The organism is Ekhidna sp. (assembly GCF_965212185.1).
In the GTDB taxonomy this organism is placed as follows: Bacteria; Bacteroidota; Bacteroidia; order Cytophagales; family Cyclobacteriaceae; genus Ekhidna.
The window spans coordinates 521,223-544,096 of record NZ_OZ243102.1 but is presented as its reverse complement, the minus strand read 5'-3'; the positions used below and the strand labels follow the sequence as shown (position 1 = coordinate 544,096).

Sequence of the window (22,874 nt, the reverse complement as noted above, 5' to 3'; positions counted from 1 at the left end):
AGATGGAGTGGTTAGTAATTACACTATACGGGCTCACATTGATGATTATTTGCCTTTTCAGTTTAGGCCAATTCAATCTGACATGGCATTATCTAAAATCAAGAAAACTTAGAGAAGAAGAAAATCAGGAGTTAGGGGAATATCCAAATGTGACTATTCAGCTTCCGGTATATAATGAGAAATATGTAGTGGAGCGGCTCATTGATACTGTCTGTCAACTTCAATATCCAAAAGAGAAATTGGAGATTCAGGTACTGGATGATTCTTCCGATGAGACGATCCAGATCATAGCAAGCAAAGTGCAGGAACATGCTTCAAATGGCTTGGACATTCAGCATGTTAGAAGGCCTGAACGAGTAGGTTACAAAGCTGGTGCATTAGCTTATGGCCTTGAAATGGCTAAAGGTGAATATATAGCCATTTTTGATGCGGATTTTGTCCCGAATCCTGAATTCTTACTTCGTACCTTACCAAAGTTCAAGCACGATAAAGTCGGCATGGTGCAGACCAAGTGGAGTCACCTGAATACGGACTATGGCTGGCTAACAAAAATTCAGGCATTTTGGTTAGATGCTCATTTTACTGTAGAGCAAAAAGGAAGAGAGCATGCAGGGAGTTTCATCAACTTTAATGGAACAGCAGGTGTGTGGCGAAAAACATGCATTGAAGATGCTGGTGGCTGGCAATATGATACCATTACTGAGGATCTTGATCTGAGTTATAGAGCACAGCTTAAAGGCTGGAAATTTGTTTACCGAGAGGAGATCGAATCTCCGGCAGAACTGCCTGTAGTTATTCCAGCGGTAAAGTCTCAGCAATACCGATGGAATAAAGGGGCTGCCGAAACTGCTAGAAAAACGCTGGGTAAGGTACTTACCTCTAATATTGGCTGGAAACATAAAATAAGAGCCGTTATGCATTTGCTTAATAGCTCCGTCTTTCTGTTGCTTCTCATTGCAGCTGTATTAAGTATCCCAATGCTTTATATCAAGGAATATAATCCGGATTTAGCACTCGTTTTTGATTTAGGAAGCATATTCATCATAGGTTTTTTAGCCATGGGATTCTTCTACTGGGTTGCCGCCAAAGCAACTCATCCTGAATATACTTTTCGCTATTTCATTAAAAACTTCCCTATTTTCCTGGCTTTCTCGATGGGCATGGCTTTGCACAATTCCATTGCGGTTGTTGAAGGATATTTAGGAATTAAAACTCCTTTTGTCCGTACTCCAAAATTCAATGTTCAGGCCAAGGGTGATTCCTGGAAAGGCAATATCTATTTGAATAATGTCCTAACTCCTGTGACTCTAATGGAGGGCTTACTTTCTGTTTATTTCATATATGGAATTTTCTCAGGTTTCAAATTGGAAGACTATGGTTTAATGCTTTTTCATGCCATGCTTGCCATTGGTTTTGCTTACGTTTTTATCTTGTCGGTGAAACCGATGAATAATGCCTGACCTGAATAAATCAGGTGATATTTATTGAGAAAATAAGATTTCCAAAATTATCTTGGTCGCAAATGAACCGTGGGAGTTAAATAAGTGAGAACAGGCTATTATACTTTTCTGGCAATCTTTCTATTGGCAATTTTCTCCATTGGCAGCTGGATTGAAAGGTACCAATCATTACCATTGATTTTGGCATATACCAGTGCATTTATGGCATACATTTTTTTGCTTCAACGGCAAGAAGATCAAAAAACGCTTTTCAACGCAGGTATAATTATTCGAATCCTTTTATTCTTCAGCTTGCCAACACTCTCTGATGATATTTATCGATTTATCTGGGATGGGACATTGATTAAAAATAGCATTCATCCTTTTGCTGAACTACCCGGATACTATCTGGAGAAAAACATTGATGGAATTTCAGAAGAGCTTTTCTCTGTGCTAAACTCACCTAGTTATTTCACCATTTATCCACCACTCAATCAAGCGATCTTTTGGTTGAGTGCAATAATCGGCAATGGGGATTGGCTAGTATCAGCGAATGTTATTCGTTTGATTTTGTATGGAGCGGACTTTGGCTCTTTCTTCCTTTTGAAAGCCATTCTTAAAAGGAACAATAAGTCGTCATTCCTGGCTTATTGGTATTGGCTTAACCCCTTGATCATTCTTGAGATAGTGGGGAATCTTCATTTTGAAGGGCTAGTAATTTTCTTTGTTTTGCTAGGAATCTATGGTTTCCAAAAGGGAAAGAGTATTGCTTCAGCATCTGGTTTTGGTTTAGCAATTGGAGCCAAACTGCTCCCTCTTATTTACCTCCCGTTTCTATTTTTGAAAGGCCTGAAAAATCGAACATGGTGGATTTCAATTCTAGCAGGAATCATTTCAATTGCTACCCTACTTCCAATGCTAAATCAATCGTTCATAGCTGGGATGACTGAAAGCCTGGACCTCTACTTTCGTTCATTTGAATTTAATGCTAGTATTTACTTCATTGCTCGTCGAATCGGATTTTGGATATACGGTTACAATAATATTGCGGTAATTGGACCACTTCTATCCGTACTTTCTTTGCTATCGATTCTTTTCATATCGATTGCAGGTTATTTCAAAAACTGGAGTCTTCCTAAGACATTCCTGTTCATATTGACCGCATACTTACTTTTTGCAACTACCGTACATCCATGGTACATTTTACCGCTCATCGCTTTTGGAATCTTATCCGGATATTGGTATCCAATCATTTGGTCATTTCTGATTTTCTTTACTTATCTCGGATATGATCAAAATGGATTTGAACTTCCATTGTATCTCGTTGTTGTGGAATATGTAGTCTTGCTCACTACTATTGTTTTAGAGCTTAGATTGAGAATGACTAATTTTAAAAAATGAACTCAGAGATTAAACTTAATCTGATCAATAAAATAGCCAATACCAACGATGCGATCTTGTTGGAAGAGGTAAAGAAACTAATTGAATTGTCAGACTCGGACGTAATCTACAATCTTTCTGACGAGCAGCTTAAAGGCATTTCTGCTGCAGAAGATGATATTAAATATGGAAGGGTGATTGATCATGAGGCTGCTAAGGATCAAACTTCGAAATGGTTGAAAAAGTAGTCTGGACCCAGACAGCTTATACTCAAAAGCTTGAAATTTTTGAGTATTGGAATCAAAGAAATGCATCAACGGATTTTAGTCAAAGGCTCGAGAACCATATCAATTCTACCATTGATCTTATGAAGAAATTCCCAAGACTTGGAATCAAAACTCAACTGAAGGATGTTCGAGTAAAAATTATCAAAAACTATCTTTTGATTTATAAAGTAACGAAGAACACCCTCTATATTCTGCTATTTTGGGATTCGAGACAAAACCCTAAGGATTTAGAACGATTACTAGCTTTGTATCAATGAAAAAATACCTTCCACCATTTATACTAATCATCCTTTCGACTTTTACATCCTGTGGTCAAAAAACATTTGATGAGAAAATGCAAAGTCTTTACAAGAACACTGTGCCATTAATCAAGGCTGATTCTTTAAAGCCTAAACTTTCTGAAGTAGTGTTACTCGATACTCGATCTGAAGAGGAATTTCAGGTAAGCCACATCAAGGATGCCCGTTTTATCGACTATGACGATTTTGAGGTAGAACAGGTAAATGATATACCGAAAGATCAAGAGGTCATTGTCTACTGTTCGGTCGGATACAGAAGTGAGCGAGTGGGTGAAAAATTGCAAAAGGCAGGATATGTCAATGTTAAAAACCTCTATGGAGGTATTTTTGGCTGGAAAAATGAGGGTTTTGAAGTGTATGGACCACAAAATCAGCCTACTGATAGTGTCCATGCCTATAATAGGTTGTGGGGTAAGTGGTTATATAAGGGAACTAAAGTTTATTAGAAAAAAACTAGTGTGATTATCAAATCTGTCATATCGAATGAATTTAGATATCGATCCTTTTCGATAGTTCGAGCTTTCAATTACACCCATATTGTAACTTGACATAGATTTCTCCATCGTCGAAAAAACAGGTTTGATAAAAAAATGTTACCAAGATTAAAAGAATAATAATGAGCGATAGTTTATTGATGATTTTCGTGAAGAATTTAATTCCGGGCATGGTAAAAACACGTCTGGCCGAAGATATAGGAATCGATAAAGCTTTGGATGTATATCAGGAGTTGATTCATCATACGCATAAGATTACAAAAAAACTAGAAGTAGATAAATCCGTCTTTTATTCAGAATATGTAGAGATAGAAGACATCTGGGACAATGGTGATTTTAAGCTCGCGTCACAAAAAGGATTTACTCTGGGAGAAAAAATGTCAAACGCATTTGACGAGGGGTTTGATTCTTACAACAAAGTCATAGTCATCGGCAGTGATTGTTACGACCTTTCTTCAAAGCACATCAAACTTGCTTTCGAAATGTTGGAAGAAAATGATGTAGTTGTTGGTCCAGCAAAAGATGGTGGGTACTACCTGCTTGGTATGAGTGAGTATTTTCCACAGCTTTTTCAAGATAAAGAATACAGTACGGATAAAGTGCTCAAAGAGCTTTTAGAAGAAGCTGAGGAGCTAGAATTATCCGTTTATAAGCTACCAGTGCTTAATGATATTGATACGTTAGAGGATCTCAAAGAAACGAACATCGACTGGACAAAGCTTGGTGCTGATGCCGATGTGGATACGGATGATGAAGAAAGTGCTTATTAAAAATACTGCCCTATTCCTAATACAAACCCGTTGATACTCGGTTCTTGAAGATTGAAACCATAGTCTACTCTTAAGATGGCATTGTAGATTTTCTTATGAATAAACCGAAAGCCGCCACCTGCAAAAAGCACAAAGTTTTCATCATCAGAAAAGTCAGAAAAATCGCCACCCGGATTCCTCCAGGATCCCGAATCAGAAAAAATCACTCCCTGAACAGCTATCTTATTTTTATCAATGAAAGCATGCCTGTATTCTGCATTTAAAATGATGGCTCCCGTACCTCTATCTACACGATTCCCAATTCCTCGTATGTTTAAATAGCTGTCGAGCACAAAAGGAGCAAAAGGACTGTCATGGTTGCTACTGAGTCCTAATCGTATCCTTGCTGCAAGATTACCTCTCAAACCCATGGCAATGAATCGTTTTACATCATTGAACATGATATAGAAATTAGGATCATCATCAAATGAATAAACTGACTCCAGATTGATTTGATTATGCCACCCATCCAAATAGTAGTAGTGATAGTTAATGCGATTGTGGATAAGAATTGCTTTTCCAAGCATCTTCAGTTTGCTTAACTCATCTGGTGCTCCAGCAAATGATCCTTCGGTAAACTTTCTATAATCTTCAGTAAAAAGGGCACCTCCCACAAGAAGACGATCAGTAAAGTTTAAATGACGAATGACATCAAGTCCTAATGTATAATTGTCATACTCATACTCTACCGTATTACTATCAAAAAAAAGTGGTTCAAGTGTTGACCATTTGATCAGATTGATATTTACACCCCAATTACTTTTTTTTATTCGATCGAAGGTAAGGTGAGCAGCATAGGAACTGCGGTCGTAATACTGATAATAGGTCGTTATTTTATTTCCTCTACCTCCTAAATTGACTTCCGAGGCACCAACCTGAATCCAAAAATTTTCTTCAATACCTCCAAAGCTGAAGATTGGAAGCAGGGTATATACCTCCTCACATTCAAAAATAACTTCTACTCCTTTGTTTAATCGATTGACTTTGAAATCTACATCTGCGAACATCTCTAAGTTGGCGAGTCGCTGCTTATTTAGGTAGAGAATTGAAGAATCAAGTTGATCGCCTTTTGAGATAGTAAGAAATTGCTCTACGAAACTTTCTTTCGTTTTTGAAAGTCCTTCAAATGACACAGACTCAATTTGCTGACTGTAACAGTCAATTGAAAAAAGAAATAGAATGACAAAACTTAAACCCTTCATTTTTGGCGTATCACTCGGATACCCAAATTTATGGTTTCTCCCGCTCCTTTGAATTCACTACCATTCCAGAAGTTGGTATAGAGGGCCTCCAATTCGATCAAATTGGGCAAAAGCTGATATTTAACACCCAATCCAGATTGAAGGAAATATGCAAAGAATGCCTCCGACCGGTCGCCACCAAAATCATAATGTGTTGGGAAGTACTCTGTCATGCCATAAATGGTCCAACGGGTAGAGGGGAAATAGCTATAAAAAACGCTCGTCTGGGTCTCAAGAAAGTTATTATCTACAGAGGAACCCTCTTTTGTCATTCGATACCAAAAAGCCTGCTGAAAGAAGAGTTGAGATTTTTCATTCAGGGGAAGATCAAAATAGATTTGATTCAACCATAAATTGGCATCCCACTCCAAAAAATATCGTGTATTATTCGCACCTTCCGGATCATCAACAGTGTTAAAAAGAAACGTACTTTGAATTGAAAGTCGGGGAATGTCCTTAAATGGTGCAATCTTAATTTTTGGGCCTATTCCAGTAAGGCCTGAAGATCTACTGAAATTATCTACTGAGTTATTGGACGCTTTTACCCAAACATCCAGCCCAACATTTATTTGGTCATTGAGTCCAAATAGCAATTGATTAATTGATGTAAAAAACGTTTCTCTTCGTCCCGTTTCAACTTTGCCTCCCTCTGCATCAAACTGCTTTTTTTGAGTATACAGGTTTTGAAAAGTTTTGTACTCCCAATCACCCTTCTTAAAAAGGATGGATGGAGTGTAATTTTGAAGATTGTTTTGGCTAAATCCGAGAAAGGATATTATGAAAAAAAATGACAATAGGTTGATTCGCATATTCTAAAATTATACAAATCAAATAACGGGGAAATCAACAAATTGAAGGGTCAATTGAATGACACTTAAGTCAGCTTTTCTAAATCCCTGATCAGAATCCTTCTCCTATCAAAAGTGATGAGGTTTTTGTCTCGAAGTTCATTCATGACGGTAGTCACTGTTTGCCGAGATGTACCTGTGAGACTTGCAATGTCTTTATGGGTTAGATGGTTTTTAATCATGACCTCAAAGCCCACCTTCTGTCCTTTTTCCACAGCCATTTCCTTCAAAAATTCTACGATTCGTGTTCTGGCATCTTTAAATACCAAAGACTCTATTTTTTTTTCCATTTTCCTTAAACGGAAACCTACAATCTTCAATATTTTAAAACTCAACTCCTTATTATCCACCATCAAGTTCTGAAGATCTTCAATAGTCATAGAGCACACTCGAGTCTCATTGTCCATGGCTTGAGCAAAATCTTGTCGCTTTTCCTCACCAGCCAATGCCATTTCTCCAAAAATCTCACCTCTTGTTAAAATAGCTTTTACAATCTCTTTTCCATCCGGACCATAGGTTCCAATCTTCACACGTCCATTAGATACCATGTAAATATTTTCCGAGGACTGATCCTTGAAGTAAACAAAATCATCTTTGCCATAGACACCTGGAATGTGTTTTTCTTCCATGTATGGCGTTTTCTTGGGACACAGAACCTCAAACAAGTCTGTGTCTTCAAAATACCAAAGATTTCTTTCAGCGCTCATGATATTGTGATGTCAGGAATTGAAAGCAAATTTGCAAACATCCACGTCCAACAACAATTATAAATAAAAAGGTTCCAGTATGGATTACTTGTATCTAAAAGCTTTGCATATCATTTTCGTTGTGACATGGTTTGCTGGTCTGTTTTATATCGTAAGGTTGTTCATCTATCACACAGAGGCTTTGTTAGAAGAGGAACCAAAACGTACCATTCTTGCAGATCAATTAGCATTAATGAGTAAAAAACTCTGGTACATCATCACCTGGCCTTCTGCAGTGATCACTGTACTACTTGGAATCATGCTTTTGATCTCTCAACCATCATGGCTTCAAATGCCATTTATGCATGTGAAACTGGGATTTGTTGTACTTCTCTTGCTATATCATCTGGGATGTCATAGAATCTACAATCAGCTTCAAAATGGAAAAAGTAAATATTCATCTACTCAACTTCGAATTTTTAATGAGGCTGCAACATTGATTTTATTCGCAGTAGTTTTTCTGATTGTTCTTAAAAATGAAATCAGCTGGATCTATGGTACGTTAGGACTTGTTAGCTTCGCAATTGTGTTGATGATAGCTGTAAAACTTTACAAACGATTTCGCAATAACTGATGAAAAAAATAGCATACATTTTAATTACAATTTCTCTGATTTCAGCTTGCAGTCAGCAATCGAACAATCAAAAACTTCCGATTCTTGGAAATAAAATTTATGAGAAGAATGACACCATCTATCATACGGTTCAGGATTTTCAATTAGTAGATCAGGATAGTTCGATGGTTACGAATGAGACCTTTTCAGATAAAATCTATGTAGCTGATTTTTTCTTTACCTCCTGCCCAACCATTTGCCCCAAAATGAAAGCACAAATGCTACGTGTGTATGAAACCTATGAAAACAATGATCAAGTAGCTATTCTTTCCCACACAATAGATCCAACCTATGATACGGTGGCCTTACTCAAAGATTTTGCTGATCGTCTTGGTGTGCTGTCCTCAAAGTGGAAATTTGTGACCGGAGATCAGGACTATATTTATGATTTGGCAGAGGGAAGTTATATGTCTATAGCTGATGAAGATCCGGATGCCCCAGGAGGATATATTCATTCTGGTGCATTCTTATTGGTAGACAAAGATCGAAGAATCAGAGGTGTTTACGATGGGACAGTGCCTGAACAAGTAGATGTTTTAATGAATGATATTGATCGACTAATTAAGGAGTACAATCCGGAAAAGAAATAATATGAAAAATCTATTTATATCCATACTGACTATTTTCCTACTTGCATCATGTGGTTCAGGTTCGTCTGAACAAAAAGAAGAGGAGAAAAAGATTTCTTCCAGGGATGAAATCCGTCTTAAGCAGTATCAGGTTCAAGGTGCTAAAGTTTATACTGCTTATTGCGCCAATTGTCATCAACAAGATGGAAAAGGGCTTGCCTCTTTATATCCGCCATTGGCAGGTTCGGATTATCTGTTGGAAAATTTACCACGTGCTGCCTGCATCATTAAAAATGGCCAAAGCAAAGAGATTGTTGTAAACGGGGTAACCTACAATCAAATGATGCCAGGAAACCCAATTACTAACCTGGAAGTAGCTGAGGTACTCACCTTTATTGGTAATGCCTGGGGCAATGAGATTGGTTTAGTCGGTGTAAAAGATGTAGATAAATGGATAGATGAATGTGAGGGTTATTAACTCCCTAAAACCTCTTTCCCTTTAGCTAATGAGCTATTCATTCGTTCCTTTACTTCCTGAATGGCCTTTTTCTGATCTTTAAAATATTGCCGGATTTCTTCCTCAGACCCTTCGAAATCTGGCTCATAAGCTCTCATCCATTGCATCATGCCTTCACTAGCATCGGCTATATCATCGGCCACAGTTGTGAGCATAGCCGCACGATCTGGATTTGATTCCATCAGCGAATCTGCCTGAAGTAATAAATCTTTTCTTGCTCGTCTTAGGTCACCAATTTTGGGCATTACCTCATCATGTATTGACATTACCTCATCCTTTAAAGACGAAATTTCCTCTTTGCTGTTGGATGAATTACATGAAATAAGAATTAATAGTGAAGTAAGAATAAACAGGTTCTTCATAGTTAAATTATATATATCCAAGTATCATTTCTTGAAGCAGGATGATTTGACATTAATCGATTTTAACTTCTGCGTCTTTCAGAATGTACATGAGCTGATCATAATCAGTATCATTCAGTTCTAATCGGCCGGTTACCGTTACAGGCTTTGCTGTGTATTTTACTTCCTCTTTGAGGTAGGCTTCAGCGACCGTTTCTGGCCCACTACCTCCACAAAAAAAACAAGCTGCAATCGGAAGTGAAGAAATGATGATATGATCCGGCTCAAACATGCCTTCAAATGGAATGATAAAGCCCTTTAAAGAGACCATTCTTCCATTCATTTTTTTAACATCCTCACCAAACTTGGGCACATAAATCTCGCCGTACTCATCCTGAGACTTCTCATATTTAACGTCCGCCATAGTCTCCCAATTTTTACCAGAATCAGTAAACTGGGCGTTGAGAACGAAAACAAAAAGTAGAGCTATTGTAAAAAATATTTGTTTCATAATTAAGCTTTTGAGAGCGTTTCCGAAATATCAGATTTATACGCAAGAAATGCCGGAATGATCGAGGCAAAAATACCAACTGTTAAACTTCCTAACATGACTTTATATTCCTCAGCTACAAAAAACATTCCACCTGCTTGAATTTGTTCCATCGAATTGGCAAGAACAATAAAACCAAGGTGTGCTAAACCAAAACCAAAAGCACTTCCAATTAACGTTAATGTAATCCCCTCCATTAGAATCAGTACAAAAACTTTCATTTGGCTGGCTCCCATGGATCGCATAATGGCCAGCTCATACTTGCGCTCTTTAAGAGAATTGATCAATGCAATAAAAACACTTGTCGCACTTAAAATAATAATCACAAGGCCTAAGACATTCACAACATCTACGCCAACGCCAATAATATTGAATAGTCGTGCCGTTTCATATGGTGGAGAGGCAGCTTGAAGATTACTGGTCCCATTAACGATTCGTGGGAGCTGTACAGCTGCCATTGGAGATCGGTATTTTATAAGTAATGAAGTAATGTCTTCATTTTCAAGTTGTTCCTTCGTCACCTCTACTCCTATTCGTTCCAAAGAAATGATTTCATGATGGTCACTGCCTTCCTCATGATCATGTTCTTCATGGTCCCCATGTACCTCCCACACGCTTTGCATAGAAACCAAAATCAGCTGATCAAGGACCGATCCCGTTGATTCCATAATTCCAACGACGGTAAACGGATGTTCTTCATGACCTCCAGCGCCTTCTGCCAACCCATGAGCACTCGCCAGTTTATCTCCCATTTGAATACCCAAATTCTTGGCTATCGATGCACCAACTGTAGCGGTCATTCCTTCACCAAACCATTCCCCTTTTTCTATAGACGCGTCATACAACTCAGCGTATGCCTTTGTGGTCCCAACAATCCTATACCCTAGATAACTATCACCTAATGAAAGTGGCACTGCAGAAGCCACCAGCCGGTTTCTCGTCAGGTTATTTGCATCCCGCAATGAGATATTGCCTGTTGGGTAATCAATGTGAAAAATACTAGCCAGAATGATTTGAAGTGGACTCCCCTTGGCGCCAACTACTAAATCAATTCCTTGTGCATTTTTATTAATTTCATTTTTAAGGAATGAACTAGTAAGCAAAATGGAAACAATTATCGCTACTCCAAATCCAAAAAGAAGCACACTTAGAATTGAACTGAGAGGTTTTGCAATTACATTCTTTACACTTAGTGAAAATAAATTCATAGCACTAGCTGATTTTTAAATTCACTTTTTACTCGATGATCATGCGTTGCAACAATCAACGTTGCGCCAGTCTCTTCTGCCTGTGACTTTAAAAGATTAATCACCTTCTCGCAGTTTTCATCATCCAGACTTGCAGTTGGTTCATCTGCTAATAAAAGTTTCGGATGATTAATTACCGCTCTCCCTATTGCCACTCGCTGTGCCTGGCCTTGACTTATTTGATGGATTTTTCTATTAGCGAGCTCACTAATCCCAAGCTTTTCGAGAACTTGATTCACTTGATTACTATTCGTTTTTTTAATCCCTAAATACTGAGCTAAAGTCAAATTTTCTTTCACCGTAAGCGATCTCACCAAATGAGGTTTTTGGAAAACGATCCCAATATTTTCACCTCTGAACTGATCCAGACTGGCATTTGATCTCTTGGACAAATCTTCACCCGCTACTTTTAGAAGTCCTTCTTTTGGTGGCATCAATCCACCAATCAAATGTAAAAGAGTGGTTTTTCCACAACCGGAATACCCCAAAATAATGGCGTGATTCCCTTCTTCAACAATCCAATCAGGATAGTTTATCAGGGCACTTCCATCATAGGTATGATTAAGTCCTTTGATTTCTAGCATTAAAGTCCTAATTGCTTTTTGATTCGATTGATCTGATGCATGTGATGAATTTGATGGTAAATGAATGATTCAACTGCACGATCTAAATTTTGTCTTCCTCCCATCGGGTGTTTATAAACCAATTTATTGATCCATTCATCCGGATACTCATTTACAAACTCTTCAATGGCTTTTCTGGTTTCCATCCATTTTGATTTCATTTCTTCCAGAGGATATGATGGTGGATTCGAGATATATGAAGGTGCTTTCCATTTCAAAGAGCTTTTTAATGCCTGATTTGTGAGCCACATACGCAATGAATTTCCAGCTCCTGATGACTTCATCTTATCTCCTGCTTGCATTTTCTTCTGCATATATTTTAATGAAGCCGATTCTGCATCATTTAAGTGAGACAGGACCTGAATGATACTCCACCCATAACTCCCATCAAGCAATTTATCTTGTGGTATATCATCGATTAACTGATAAATTTTATCAGTATCTGAGTTTAACCTTTGCAGCTTATTTTTTATTACTTCTTTCACCAATATTCATTTTTTGCTAAAAAATATAAAAAAAGTTATCTTCGTTCCTGTAAATCAGCCTTTTATAAGGTATAACCCACCAAAATAAGCCCTAAATGACAGGGCTGGTACTAAAAGATGTACCAAATTATAAAGTATTTAATCAATACATGATTTATTCATGCAAGGTGCAAATACTAAAAATCTGCTCTCAAACGCTTGTATTATTGTTCGTACTGTTAGTTTTAAAAATTAATATTGCGTTGAATCACCTTTAAATTACACGGAAGTGAGTATTCTCGACATAATCGCCTTGTTTATCTTCCTTTCGGGAGCGTTTATTTTCATAAACACCTTCTACCTGAAGCTGCCATCATCTATTGGATTGATGATTATGGCATTGGTTCTATCGTTTTTTGTATTAATCATTGGGAATGTTTTTCCAGAACTACATCTGGCAGAACATGTCAAAGAGTACGAATTTGAAGAAGTACTCTATCAAATCGTTTTGAGTTTTATGCTCTTTTCAGGAGCACTAAACATAGATTTTAGAAAATTAAGTAGCCAAAGGGGCTCTGTTCTTGTCCTGGCGATCGTTGGTGTACTTATTTCAACCTTAGTCATTGGATCAGGCGTTTATTTCATGCTTGATGCGATGAATATCCACCTGGATTATTTGTATTGCCTTGTTTTCGGAGCACTGATCTCCCCAACAGACCCTATTGCGGTTACCAAAACCATTAAAAGATTTAATCTCTCGAAAGAATTAGAAATTAAGATTGCTGGTGAGTCATTATTTAATGATGGAATTGCGGTAGTGTTAGCGCTTACATTGTTGGATATTGCTCACGCGGGTGAAGATCATGCATTATCCTTTTTTGAGACAACTTATATTGTCATTGCTGATGTTGGAGGTGGTATTTTTATTGGTTTATTACTAGGCTATATTGGCTATAGACTTCTAAAATATGTGGATAATGATGCTGTGGAAGTCGAGGTACTAATTACGCTAGCCTTAGTCCTTGTAGGATCTCAATTAGCCGACTTTATTCACGTCTCTGCGAAGCAGGCAGCTGTCGTCATGGGTCTAGTCCTAGGAAATGAAGGAAAAAGTACGCACGTCGCAAGTGCTGTAGGTGATTATGTTTTTAAGTTTTGGAAATTACTGGAAGAAACATTTAGCGCCATGCTTTTTGTGCTTATAGGCCTTGAAATGCTCGTATTGGATCTCAGATTGGACTTTATTGCTGCCGGATTCTTTGCAATATGTATCGTATTGTTTGGGAGATGGACCAGTGTATTTATACCTATCAAAATGATGTCGGTAAAAAATCACTTTGCACCCAATACCATTTCAGTACTCACATGGGGTGCCCTACGAGGGGGTCTACCCATCGCACTTTCACTCTCACTTACAGAATTCCACGGGAAAGACGTAATTGTAACAATGACTTACATTGTGGTTGTTTGTTCAGTGCTTTATCAAGGACTAACCGTTCCTACATTGATGCGATCTGCTGGAGGAAAGCCAAGCACAAATTCCTAGACATCTAATGGGTTCTTGCTAATTTTAAGTCATGATCAGACTTAGCTATGTGATACTTGCATCATTGATTCTATTTGCAAGTTGTAAGGAGGGAAAGGAAGATACGGAAAAGCCATCTTCACCGCGAATTAGAAAAAATACGAGTATTGAGCTCCCTACTCAAAATCAGACATTTACAAGAGGAGATGTGATTAATGTCTCAATATCCTCAAATGATGATTTCCCAATTGATTCCGTTGAAATCACAATTGGAGATCTGGTAAAAAAATTCTACCAACCTGAATTTATGGTTGAAGTTCCAAGTCAGAAAGTTGGAACTTGGAGATTACTCATAAAAGCATATAATGGTCAAGCCTCGGAAACACATTATCGAAAGGTGATCGTATTACCTGAAAATGCTCCAGAAGAACTGACTTATACCATTGAAAATACCTATCCACATGACACAGATGATTATACTCAAGGATTGTTGATTAAAGATGGGATCCTTTATGAGAGCACAGGGCAAAAGGGTGAATCAACATTTAAAAAGAAAGAATTAACGACAGGAGAAACATTGAATGTTGTTAATCTCTCATCCGACTATTTTGGTGAAGGGCTTGCTATAATCAATGATGAATTTTATCAATTAACCTGGACGGCCGGGGTAGGCTTTGTTTATAATTTGAACATGGAGCAGGTAAGAACCTTTAATTATCAGGTTCAAGGCTGGGGGTTGACGACATTAGAAAATGAGTTGATTCTTACCGATGAAACTGAAAAAATATTCTTTATCGAGCCTCAAAGCTTTACGATACAACGAGAAATCGAAGCTTACGATAATAATGGAAAAATAGATTCTCTTAATGAGCTTGAAATCATTGATGGGCTCATTTATGCCAATGTATACCAAGAAGATTTCATTGTAGCCATTGATCCGGAAACTGGTGAGGTTGTTAAAAGAATTGATTGCTCTGGTCTGCTAACAGATGAGGAAGCAAGCAGTGCTGATGTATTGAATGGAATCGCATATGATGCAGACACGGGTAAAATTTATATCACTGGTAAATGGTGGCCTAAACTATTCGAAGTAACTTTTCAACCAAAATCAATTTAAGTAATGACGTTAGAAGAAATAACAGGTAAAATAAAAAAGCTTGCAGACAAGCATAGTGGGCAATTTCAAGGTAAGGCTAATTTCAAATTTGATGAAGGGGTGGTTCATCTCGATGATACGGTTTCTCCTACTCTAGTAGTGAATGAAGAAAGAGAAGCTCCTTTTGCAATCAAAATGTCGGCAGATAACTTCAACAAAATATTGACTGGTGATTTAAATGTTATGATGGCGTTTATGTCAGGGAAATTGAAAATTGAAGGCGATAAAGGTGCGGCAATGAAACTCACAGCTCTTTTTTAAAGCTTTTAGCCTCTTAAAAGGAGGCTATTTCATATCTTCATCATCGAGATTCATTTCTGCCAGATCCTCGTCGGGCGTATTCAAACTACCTATTTGCTCATGATTCAGGTATTTTTCAAATCCTATGTAAAAGCCTGTAGAAATAATTACGCCTAGCAGAGAGCCCGCCATTATATCAATTAAAAAATGCTGCGCTAGATAAACTCTAGAAATAGCAGTCAAAGTAGCTCCTAATATCAAAAGCATTGAATAGTTGTTACTCTTCAACATGAAGGCTAGCAAAGTTGCTATCCCGAAAGCGGCCATCGCATGACCAGATGGAAAAGAATGAGTACTTAAAATGTCCACACCATCAATAAAGTCGAGTATTTTGTGATCTTGAAAATAGATTTTTGGTCGTGGAGCCGAATTGAACAATACCTGCTTAAATAAATAGGAAACACCACCAATGGTGATTCCAGACATTGCCAAAACAAATCCATAGCGTTTGTTTATAACAATTAGAAATATTGCAAAAAGTGCAAAGAAAAATCCATTCCCAGTGAATGTCCAGTATTTAAAAAAGATGTTCCAAACTGGATTGTGTAGTCCGTTTAACCAAAGAACAAAATCTCCATGCTCCTGGTAGAAATAAAAGATGACCCCAATACCAAGAAGAATGAAGTAAGGGTAGAAAAATGAGCGTGTATTTCTTAGATGGTTAATCATTAAGATTAACGCAAGATATACAGTTTACCAAATCCATTTTTAAAGGCTTTATCTGCACTAGTAGCCCTCCTTTGAATAGAATTACCTCCAGCATTAACCAAGACCTTATAAAAATAAACACCGTTGGCTAATTGGTCGCCGTATTCATCTCTACCATCCCATGCATAACTGGTGATATTGTTACCAACTCTTAAAGGTCCTATTTCATCTTGAGTAATCTCTCTGACAACACGCCCGGAAACAGTCAAAATTTGAATTTTTATTTCGTCTGGAATTACAGTTCCCGTTAATGTAAAAACAAATCTGCAACTTGTAGAGAATGGATTAGGATACGGGTAAAAGTGAGTTATTGTCGATTCATTAATCACTTCGAATGACACCTCGTAAGGGTCTTTTCCAATCTGATTGCCTGCTTCGTCTTCAGCCTGAACTTGAATGGCATGCAAACCATCATTTAGTGGACCAGGATTGAATTCTATCTGGAAATCTTGATTTTCACTTGCCAGTGAATAGGTCAATCTTGGATCTGAAAAATTGATTCGTTGAAATTGCGATTCCTCCCCCGGAAGTTTCAATGATATATTTATTCCTGAAGTGTCAGACTTAGAAATGAAGGGATTATCATCCCTCATTTTTATCACTATTCTTGGATTAGGTGAAACTACATCCCCATTAAGAATATGATATCCATCAAAAGTCACGTCCAGTACAGGATTGGTTTCATCCTCTACAACTTCAATGGTATTTACCATTGTTAATCGATTATTGGAAGAGTACGCTTCGTTTTCAGATGGATCAACCTCAACAATCAAACTATTGAAACCTCCTCTATCAAAAGAAACAAAAGAAGTACTGAAAACGGTGGTATCATCTGCAGCAGCAGGAGCGATTCTAAAACTAGTCTGCACAACCTCTCCAGAATTCTGATTTAATAAGGACGCCATCACGCTCAATGAGTCAGTGAATGCTGAATTACTTGGATTATAGAAATAAAAATCTTTGGTGATTTCCTCTCCCTCCTGTATTGTAGAAACATTCTTATCTGCCGGTAGTAAAATCCCTTCCGGAGGATAATCATAATTTATCTCCCAAAAATTTAGTTGTGCTGGAGTTTGGTCAGTTTCATCATCAAAAGAAAATGATAATTCCAATTGAGGATAAACTACAGCATCTACAGATGCAATATCGATGGTCTCAGCTCTGGCCCTCGATTCTAAAGTGGTCAAATTTCCTTCTGGATCAACTCCAAATACATCTACTTGTACATTGTCATTGACCTCTTCATTGATATTATATGAGAAAGAATTCCAGTTTTTTGCAGGACCTATCCTTTTGGATTTTATTTCTCCGCTTACAAATTTTCCGACTACCTCATCTTGATATTCCAGACTTTGTTCTGGTTTTGGATTACCAGAGCCATCGTCAATTATTGCAATGGCAGATCCAGGTGGATCTCCTTTTCTTCCCAAAATGATGACAGGCTGTCCATCAGACAATGAGCTAATAGTAGCAGAACCTACACCCAAAGAATTCAATGTACCAATAACTTCACTATCCCAATTAGAATAGTCGACGTTTCCAATATTGAACAGGACGATCATATCCCCATCTCTCATGTTATCGACTAAAACTTGCAATCTTCTTTCTGTCCCGATCATATCCTCCTCCCTGAATTGATAGATTCTTTGAGGAGCCCTGCCACACACCTCACGGTTAAACACATCAATTTGTGTAGTCTCAATTGGACGATAAGGGTCTGAGCTCTCCTTATCAAAAGCGATTGCATTGAATGTATTGACTTCACAAAATGGATCAATATCACTAGAAGTCACGAAAAAATCTACTCCACCGACAATTGCCTGCAAGTCGTTATAAGTGAAGGTTGTATTATTCGCCCCATAGGTGAAAATATCTATTGAAGTGGTGTTCTCGGTAAACTCCCATCTATTCGCCACATCATTGTATTGGATGCCTCTTATTATTTGCGTATTGATTTGATCATCTGTGTATTGGCCCCATCCTTCCTCAATGCCATTTACTAAAGTGAAAGATGATTCTACCCATTCATTGGTCTCATCAGGCGTAGGATTCGCGTACCTTGTTCGCCAGTAAATGGTAGAAGAGTCTGGTAATGAAAATGAAGAAAAATCAAACACATGATTGAGTAACACCTCTCCCTCTATAGTGACTTTTCTATTATTGGGTCCATTAAAATCTGATTGCGTGTCTATCTCCAATTCATATCCTCTATTATCCTCAAGGAGGTTGCTGGATTGCCATTTGAAAGTGACTTCATTATTGGATGTAACACCATTATCCAATGGGTAAAGATTAACAGTATTGCCCCTAAAAATAGTTAATTCAAGTGTGGCTGAATTATTCGATTCGTTTAATTCCTCAATTTGATTTTCCGGATCTAGAATCACGGTTATCAGATTTGATCCATCATTATTTTTAAGCGGATCATTATATATAAAGATCGTTAAGGTGTCTTGTCTCAATGGCCTTTCAAATTCTTCAACATATACCTCTTGCTGACCGTCTGGTAGCGTGCGGTTTATTTGAACAATGAGTGAATCAAGGACAGTACGTCCAAAATTTTTGACAACCACATCAATTTTAAAAGAATCCTGAGATGCCAAAATCTCTTCCGTATCAATTCCAGATGCTAAAATTGAATTAGTGTCTACGTTATAATCAGGAAAATCAGCACCAAATAGGCGGTATGCTGGATCGCCCTGTAGCGTCATTTGCTGAATCTGAGTCAGGTTTAAATTACTCTCACCATATAAATTCAGGTATTGCCTGGATACCTCCACTATTATATTGCCAATTGATTCACCAATGAACTGATCATCTCCAAATCCTATTCCGTAGAATAAATCAGACCATCGCTTTAAAGTCGTTGAAATAGCTACACTTGAATGTGCCATAAATCCAATGGCTCCAAGGTCTGGTGTCAGCATCCAATCTTCACCAAATGTGAAATTATTGCCAAAAATTTCTCCTGCCTGACATCCATTGACAAGAAATACAGGATATTTCCCTTTGTTTGAAAACCCAAATGCAGGATCCCCGACTCTACCAATTTCAATGTCTGTAACCGTTCCGCTTGAATGACCAAAGAATGTTATATATCCGACACCCTTATTGACTCGGTCAGTTACATCTACATATTCTACTGCTTCACTCGTTTCCTTACCTGTATTGAAAGCTCTTCCACCAACAAAGTCTTGCTCCAGAATATCAGTAAACCCTTGAACGATCTCAATAAAAGAATCTATTTCGGACTTAGAGATTCCTCCACTGAGTTGTAAAAAATCTTTTCTAAAAAGATCATTGTAAGGGAGTGCTTCCATTTCAATAACCTTACCCAAATAGGCCGTAATATCCGCCGGGCTAGTAGCATTGAGCCTACCAATGGCAATTCCAGGAAGATTGGGGTCAGTGTCAATACCTAAAGTGTACAGTAAGTCGCTACCAGGCAAACCAAAAGTCGGAACATTTACAGACGATTGATCCCCCCTGTAATAATTAAAGTTTGGGGTAAACCCTTTGCCGATAAGAAGTACATTCTCTATGTTGTTTTGATTGTTCGCATCTATAATGAAGTTCTTTATGGCAATTGGAGAGGGGTCTCCATAATTATAAATATTATAAATATCATTAATATTTCCGATCAAAATCGAATGACTACCCCCTACTACCGATTCTCTATAATTCTTATAATCTGTCACAGGATCACCTGAATTACGTAATTGGTCATGTGTAACTATTAAGTAATCCGTGCTGGAAAAGTCGTATTGAGGTAGCGATATTGCTTCAATGGAACCCACCGATAATGGATTTGTAATTGCTATAATTTTTTGGCCGTCATTGACATCTGGCACAACTACCTCCACTCGGTCTGAGAAATTAGTGGTTGCCAGCCTTTTTACGTTGTAAAAATCTGTGATGTCAAATACACTGGTACCTGCTGCTTCTGTTGTTCCAATTTGTAGCCAGGATTTAGCATTCGATGGATTATTGATTGTAAAGATCTTCTCTTCATTATTACCCATTTCAATGGATTGAGGGTAGTAAAGTCTAACATAGGAAACCGCAATACGTTCTGCTGATTCTGGAAATCCCTCAGCAGTAACACGCACTACAACTTCACCTCCTGCTCCAATATGAGAGCTATTAAGTGTAGCAATAAATGTTTGTTTTCCCCATCCCGTAAATGCTACATTGGCCACAGATTGCAAAGACCCTACATCAGGGCCCACAAGAATAGAAACATTGTGACTTTGGCTATTGCCACCAATCAAAACCATTTCAATGATTGGATCTACACCACTTACATCATAATTCTCAAATAAAAAGTTAAAATCCTTAGATGCATTCTTGGATTGAAATGATCCTGTCCATCCCTCTCCATTGTCATATTTACTTAAACTAAAAGCAGCACCACTACCAAATCGAAACCCAGAAGAATAGCTATTAGTGAATAATTGAGTCGTGTCTTCAATATGGAAGGCTTCAGGTGTAAGGCCTGTGGTATTTTTATCAGTAGAAAACACCATTCTTTTACCATTTTCATTACCCAACTTATAGGTTAGAAAATAGCTTGCCGTATCAGAAAACAGATTATATAGCGTATGTGGTTGATCTCCGGAATCATAAAGGTCGGAATCTGATGTTCCATCATTCTTAAGTCCGTAAAACTCAAAATAATTTAAGGTGCCGTCACCATTTACATTCATATTGATGGCAACTTCATTTCCTCTCCTGAATAGCTGCACCCTGTCTGCAGGAACTGTTGATATTGGAAAGCCAATAGATTCTAATTCAGTTGCGGTGATTCTATAGAATCCGTCCTCTCCAATTTTGATCTTATAATAGGATTGAGAGAAATCAATCCATTCATTCCCAACCTGAGCAAAACTGCCAAGTGTAGACAGAAATAAAAGGAGTATGATACTATTCTTCCACATTGAAATTTACTTTTATAGAAAAAACATGTGAAAAAAGACCTGGGGCGAGGTTTCCAATATCTGTAAGTGCATAGTCTATTGCCAAATCTTTAAACTGTATTCCCAAACCCATATTGGGTTGAAATGTCCATGAAGTAGAACCATTAAAATCTTTTATTTTTTGGAACTGATTAACCCCAAAACGTAAAAAAGCCATCTCTTTATAATCTGCTTCGATTCCAAACTTTGGATCCAGAGACATCAGATCAGAGCTTACCAATGTATTACGTTTACCATCAAATGTGAGATCAACATCCACGGAAGCCAATAAACCAAAATTATTGGCCAGTTGCATAGATCTTGAAGCCCCTAAAATCATTCGGGGCAAAGTTACCTCGACTGAATTGACAGGTACCTCGTTTCCGGTTAAGGCATAAGTTTCTTCAACTTCTGATGTGGTGTGCGACCATGCATTAAATGTTCCAAATACATCTCTAACAACCACCCCTACATTCCATCTATTTATTTGTTTTTGCGCACCAAAATCAAGTCCAAAACCCCATGCTTTTGAAAAACTCCCTACTGTCCGATGTATTATTTTGACATTTCCACCAAAATCTAATCCACCCAAAATAGGCAGTTTTCTAGCATATGAAGCTAAGAATCCATAGTCTGCAGAGGAGAAAAATTGGATATTATCGTAGTTTATTGATCCATTGACATCCACTAAAAAGCGAGTGTCAGGGATATCGTCAACAGCAAACCTTATAATGGACAGGGCGATTTTACTTTGATCATCTATTGACGTAGCAAAAGCTGCGTAATCATAGTTGGCAAGGCCTCCAAAATATGATGAATGCATAAGCGACAATTGATGATCAGATGATAGATTGTTTAATCCCGCAGGATTCCAATAACCAGCAGTAACATCGTCGATAAACGAAACTCCCGTAAATCCCATTGCAAAGGCTCGGGCACTCACCCCAATATTCATGTATTCATTGCTATACTTAGGAGTATTATCCTTAGCACTCACATCGCCTTGAGCAAGTAAAATCTGCCTCAGGCATAAACACAATATTCCAACCAGTAGATACCTCATATAAGAAAAGTCATCGGCAATTTAGTGATAGCGTATGGATTGGTATAACGATGATTCGTTGAATAATGACATTCATACGACAAAGTGAGAAAATGACTTTTTATATAACTTTTTAAAGTTTTTATATAATCAATTAAAGTTTTTTTGTCCGATTTGATATTTTTTTACAAAGTACTTGGCCATACATAGTACCTTTCCGTATACAAGACCGAAACCTATCCAAATTGAAATAAAGTTGTAACAAAAGATGAGAATAAAAAGACTATGTAAATGGCATGATCTAGTATCAAAAAATTCATAGGCTTCTCGATAAATAAATGACTAATGAATATTGAAAACACACAAGTTCAAATGAGGAAGGGGATACTGGAATTTTGCATCCTGCATATTATTGCCAGAGGGGAAGTGTATGCGTCAGATATGCTGGAAGAACTTACCTCTGCCAAGATAATGGTCGTGGAGGGTACATTATATCCCCTTCTCACTCGATTAAGAAAGGCTGGATTGGTAGATTATAAGTGGGTTGAATCCAGTTCTGGTCCTCCGAGAAAGTATTATACTTTGACCGAAGAAGGCAAAAATTTTCTGGGTGGTCTTAATCAAACCTGGAGTGAGCTGGTGAACTCAACTAAAAAAATCATCGCTAACAAAAACTCAAAGAAGAAAGCATGAATGAAGCCATAGGCTAATTACATGTAAC

General features: G+C 37.7%; 24 protein-coding genes. 13 read left to right on the top strand and 11 right to left on the bottom strand.

The window, feature by feature from the left end:
• The first annotated feature begins 2 nt into the window (after nucleotides 1-2).
• The 6 genes from ACOMC3_RS02435 (at nucleotide 3) to ACOMC3_RS02410 (ending at nucleotide 4,669) form a co-directional block, all read left to right on the top strand.
• The gene (locus ACOMC3_RS02435) at nucleotides 3-1,460 is read left to right on the top strand and encodes a cellulose synthase family protein (protein WP_420317936.1); all 1,458 of its coding nucleotides are present in this window, start codon (nucleotides 3-5) and stop codon (nucleotides 1,458-1,460) included.
• A gap of 84 nt (nucleotides 1,461-1,544) precedes the next feature.
• A complete protein-coding gene (locus tag ACOMC3_RS02430; protein WP_420317935.1) occupies nucleotides 1,545-2,840 on the top strand; it encodes a hypothetical protein in 1,296 nt (431 codons plus the stop codon).
• Nucleotides 2,837-3,067 carry a hypothetical protein gene (locus tag ACOMC3_RS02425; protein WP_420317934.1) on the top strand — a complete coding sequence of 77 codons (231 nt, stop codon included), beginning with the start codon at nucleotides 2,837-2,839 and terminating at the stop codon, nucleotides 3,065-3,067. Before ACOMC3_RS02430 ends, ACOMC3_RS02425 begins: the two co-directional genes overlap by 4 nt.
• Entirely contained in the window at nucleotides 3,052-3,363 is a 312-nt protein-coding gene (locus ACOMC3_RS02420) for a type II toxin-antitoxin system RelE/ParE family toxin (protein ID WP_420317933.1), read from the top strand. The genes ACOMC3_RS02425 and ACOMC3_RS02420 overlap by 16 nt, the downstream gene beginning before the upstream one ends.
• A complete protein-coding gene (locus ACOMC3_RS02415; RefSeq protein WP_420317932.1) occupies nucleotides 3,360-3,851 on the top strand; it encodes a rhodanese-like domain-containing protein in 492 nt (163 codons plus the stop codon). The genes ACOMC3_RS02420 and ACOMC3_RS02415 overlap by 4 nt, the downstream gene beginning before the upstream one ends.
• A 170-nt stretch (nucleotides 3,852-4,021) precedes the next feature.
• Entirely contained in the window at nucleotides 4,022-4,669 is a 648-nt protein-coding gene (locus tag ACOMC3_RS02410; protein WP_420317931.1) for a TIGR04282 family arsenosugar biosynthesis glycosyltransferase, read from the top strand.
• On the opposite strand, the gene ACOMC3_RS02405 is transcribed toward ACOMC3_RS02410, so the two are convergent.
• From ACOMC3_RS02405 to ACOMC3_RS02395, 3 genes are all read right to left on the bottom strand, one after another.
• Entirely contained in the window at nucleotides 4,666-5,910 is a 1,245-nt protein-coding gene (locus tag ACOMC3_RS02405; RefSeq protein WP_420317930.1) for a POTRA domain-containing protein, read from the bottom strand. The genes ACOMC3_RS02410 and ACOMC3_RS02405 overlap by 4 nt on opposite strands.
• Nucleotides 5,907-6,758, bottom strand: coding sequence for a hypothetical protein (locus tag ACOMC3_RS02400; RefSeq protein WP_420317929.1), 852 nt, complete (start codon nucleotides 6,756-6,758; stop codon nucleotides 5,907-5,909). The genes ACOMC3_RS02405 and ACOMC3_RS02400 overlap by 4 nt, the downstream gene beginning before the upstream one ends.
• 65 nt (nucleotides 6,759-6,823) lie before the next feature.
• A complete protein-coding gene (locus ACOMC3_RS02395) occupies nucleotides 6,824-7,504 on the bottom strand; it encodes a Crp/Fnr family transcriptional regulator (RefSeq protein ID WP_420317928.1) in 681 nt (226 codons plus the stop codon).
• 79 nt (nucleotides 7,505-7,583) lie between these two features.
• On the opposite strand from ACOMC3_RS02395, the gene ACOMC3_RS02390 reads away from it, so the two are divergent.
• Genes ACOMC3_RS02390 through ACOMC3_RS02380 form a run of 3 tightly spaced genes read left to right on the top strand, consistent with a single transcriptional unit; the run spans nucleotide 7,584 to nucleotide 9,203 of the window.
• Nucleotides 7,584-8,117 carry a CopD family protein gene (locus tag ACOMC3_RS02390; protein WP_420317927.1) on the top strand — a complete coding sequence of 178 codons (534 nt, stop codon included), beginning with the start codon at nucleotides 7,584-7,586 and terminating at the stop codon, nucleotides 8,115-8,117.
• Entirely contained in the window at nucleotides 8,117-8,746 is a 630-nt protein-coding gene (locus tag ACOMC3_RS02385; protein WP_420317926.1) for an SCO family protein, read from the top strand. The genes ACOMC3_RS02390 and ACOMC3_RS02385 overlap by 1 nt, the downstream gene beginning before the upstream one ends.
• A gap of 1 nt (nucleotide 8,747) precedes the next feature.
• On the top strand, nucleotides 8,748-9,203 hold the full coding sequence (locus ACOMC3_RS02380; RefSeq protein ID WP_420317925.1) for a c-type cytochrome: 456 nt from the start codon (nucleotides 8,748-8,750) through the stop codon (nucleotides 9,201-9,203).
• On the opposite strand, the gene ACOMC3_RS02375 is transcribed toward ACOMC3_RS02380, so the two are convergent.
• From ACOMC3_RS02375 to ACOMC3_RS02355, 5 genes are read right to left on the bottom strand one after another with little or no spacing between them, the layout of a single operon-like run.
• Complete coding sequence (locus ACOMC3_RS02375; protein ID WP_420317924.1) at nucleotides 9,200-9,604, bottom strand: hypothetical protein; 405 nt, start codon at nucleotides 9,602-9,604, stop codon at nucleotides 9,200-9,202. The genes ACOMC3_RS02380 and ACOMC3_RS02375 overlap by 4 nt on opposite strands.
• A 52-nt stretch (nucleotides 9,605-9,656) precedes the next feature.
• On the bottom strand, nucleotides 9,657-10,094 hold the full coding sequence (locus ACOMC3_RS02370; protein ID WP_420317923.1) for a hypothetical protein: 438 nt from the start codon (nucleotides 10,092-10,094) through the stop codon (nucleotides 9,657-9,659).
• A gap of 2 nt (nucleotides 10,095-10,096) precedes the next feature.
• Nucleotides 10,097-11,341, bottom strand: coding sequence for an ABC transporter permease (locus ACOMC3_RS02365; protein WP_420317922.1), 1,245 nt, complete (start codon nucleotides 11,339-11,341; stop codon nucleotides 10,097-10,099).
• A complete protein-coding gene (locus ACOMC3_RS02360) occupies nucleotides 11,338-11,964 on the bottom strand; it encodes an ABC transporter ATP-binding protein (RefSeq protein WP_420317921.1) in 627 nt (208 codons plus the stop codon). The genes ACOMC3_RS02365 and ACOMC3_RS02360 overlap by 4 nt, the downstream gene beginning before the upstream one ends.
• Entirely contained in the window at nucleotides 11,964-12,488 is a 525-nt protein-coding gene (locus ACOMC3_RS02355) for a DinB family protein (protein WP_420317920.1), read from the bottom strand. Before ACOMC3_RS02355 ends, ACOMC3_RS02360 begins: the two co-directional genes overlap by 1 nt.
• A gap of 268 nt (nucleotides 12,489-12,756) precedes the next feature.
• Between ACOMC3_RS02355 and ACOMC3_RS02350 the strand changes: the two genes are divergently transcribed.
• From ACOMC3_RS02350 to ACOMC3_RS02340, 3 genes are read left to right on the top strand one after another with little or no spacing between them, the layout of a single operon-like run.
• The gene (locus tag ACOMC3_RS02350) at nucleotides 12,757-14,013 is read left to right on the top strand and encodes a cation:proton antiporter (protein WP_420317919.1); all 1,257 of its coding nucleotides are present in this window, start codon (nucleotides 12,757-12,759) and stop codon (nucleotides 14,011-14,013) included.
• A gap of 31 nt (nucleotides 14,014-14,044) precedes the next feature.
• Complete coding sequence (locus ACOMC3_RS02345) at nucleotides 14,045-15,109, top strand: glutaminyl-peptide cyclotransferase (protein ID WP_420317918.1); 1,065 nt, start codon at nucleotides 14,045-14,047, stop codon at nucleotides 15,107-15,109.
• A 3-nt stretch (nucleotides 15,110-15,112) separates the two neighbouring features.
• Nucleotides 15,113-15,409, top strand: coding sequence for an SCP2 sterol-binding domain-containing protein (locus ACOMC3_RS02340; RefSeq protein WP_348282633.1), 297 nt, complete (start codon nucleotides 15,113-15,115; stop codon nucleotides 15,407-15,409).
• A gap of 24 nt (nucleotides 15,410-15,433) precedes the next feature.
• Here the strand turns inward: ACOMC3_RS02340 and ACOMC3_RS02335 are convergent, their stop codons facing one another.
• Genes ACOMC3_RS02335 through ACOMC3_RS02325 form a run of 3 tightly spaced genes read right to left on the bottom strand, consistent with a single transcriptional unit; the run spans nucleotide 15,434 to nucleotide 22,174 of the window.
• Nucleotides 15,434-16,117 (bottom strand): phosphatase PAP2 family protein, encoded by a 684-nt coding sequence (locus ACOMC3_RS02335; RefSeq protein WP_420317917.1) that lies wholly within the window; start codon nucleotides 16,115-16,117, stop codon nucleotides 15,434-15,436.
• A gap of 5 nt (nucleotides 16,118-16,122) precedes the next feature.
• On the bottom strand, nucleotides 16,123-21,093 hold the full coding sequence (locus ACOMC3_RS02330) for a C25 family cysteine peptidase (protein ID WP_420317916.1): 4,971 nt from the start codon (nucleotides 21,091-21,093) through the stop codon (nucleotides 16,123-16,125).
• The gene (locus tag ACOMC3_RS02325) at nucleotides 21,080-22,174 is read right to left on the bottom strand and encodes a PorV/PorQ family protein (protein WP_420317915.1); all 1,095 of its coding nucleotides are present in this window, start codon (nucleotides 22,172-22,174) and stop codon (nucleotides 21,080-21,082) included. The genes ACOMC3_RS02330 and ACOMC3_RS02325 overlap by 14 nt, the downstream gene beginning before the upstream one ends.
• 324 nt (nucleotides 22,175-22,498) lie before the next feature.
• On the opposite strand from ACOMC3_RS02325, the gene ACOMC3_RS02320 reads away from it, so the two are divergent.
• Nucleotides 22,499-22,846 (top strand): PadR family transcriptional regulator, encoded by a 348-nt coding sequence (locus tag ACOMC3_RS02320; protein ID WP_420317914.1) that lies wholly within the window; start codon nucleotides 22,499-22,501, stop codon nucleotides 22,844-22,846.
• The last annotated feature ends 28 nt before the right edge of the window (nucleotides 22,847-22,874 follow it).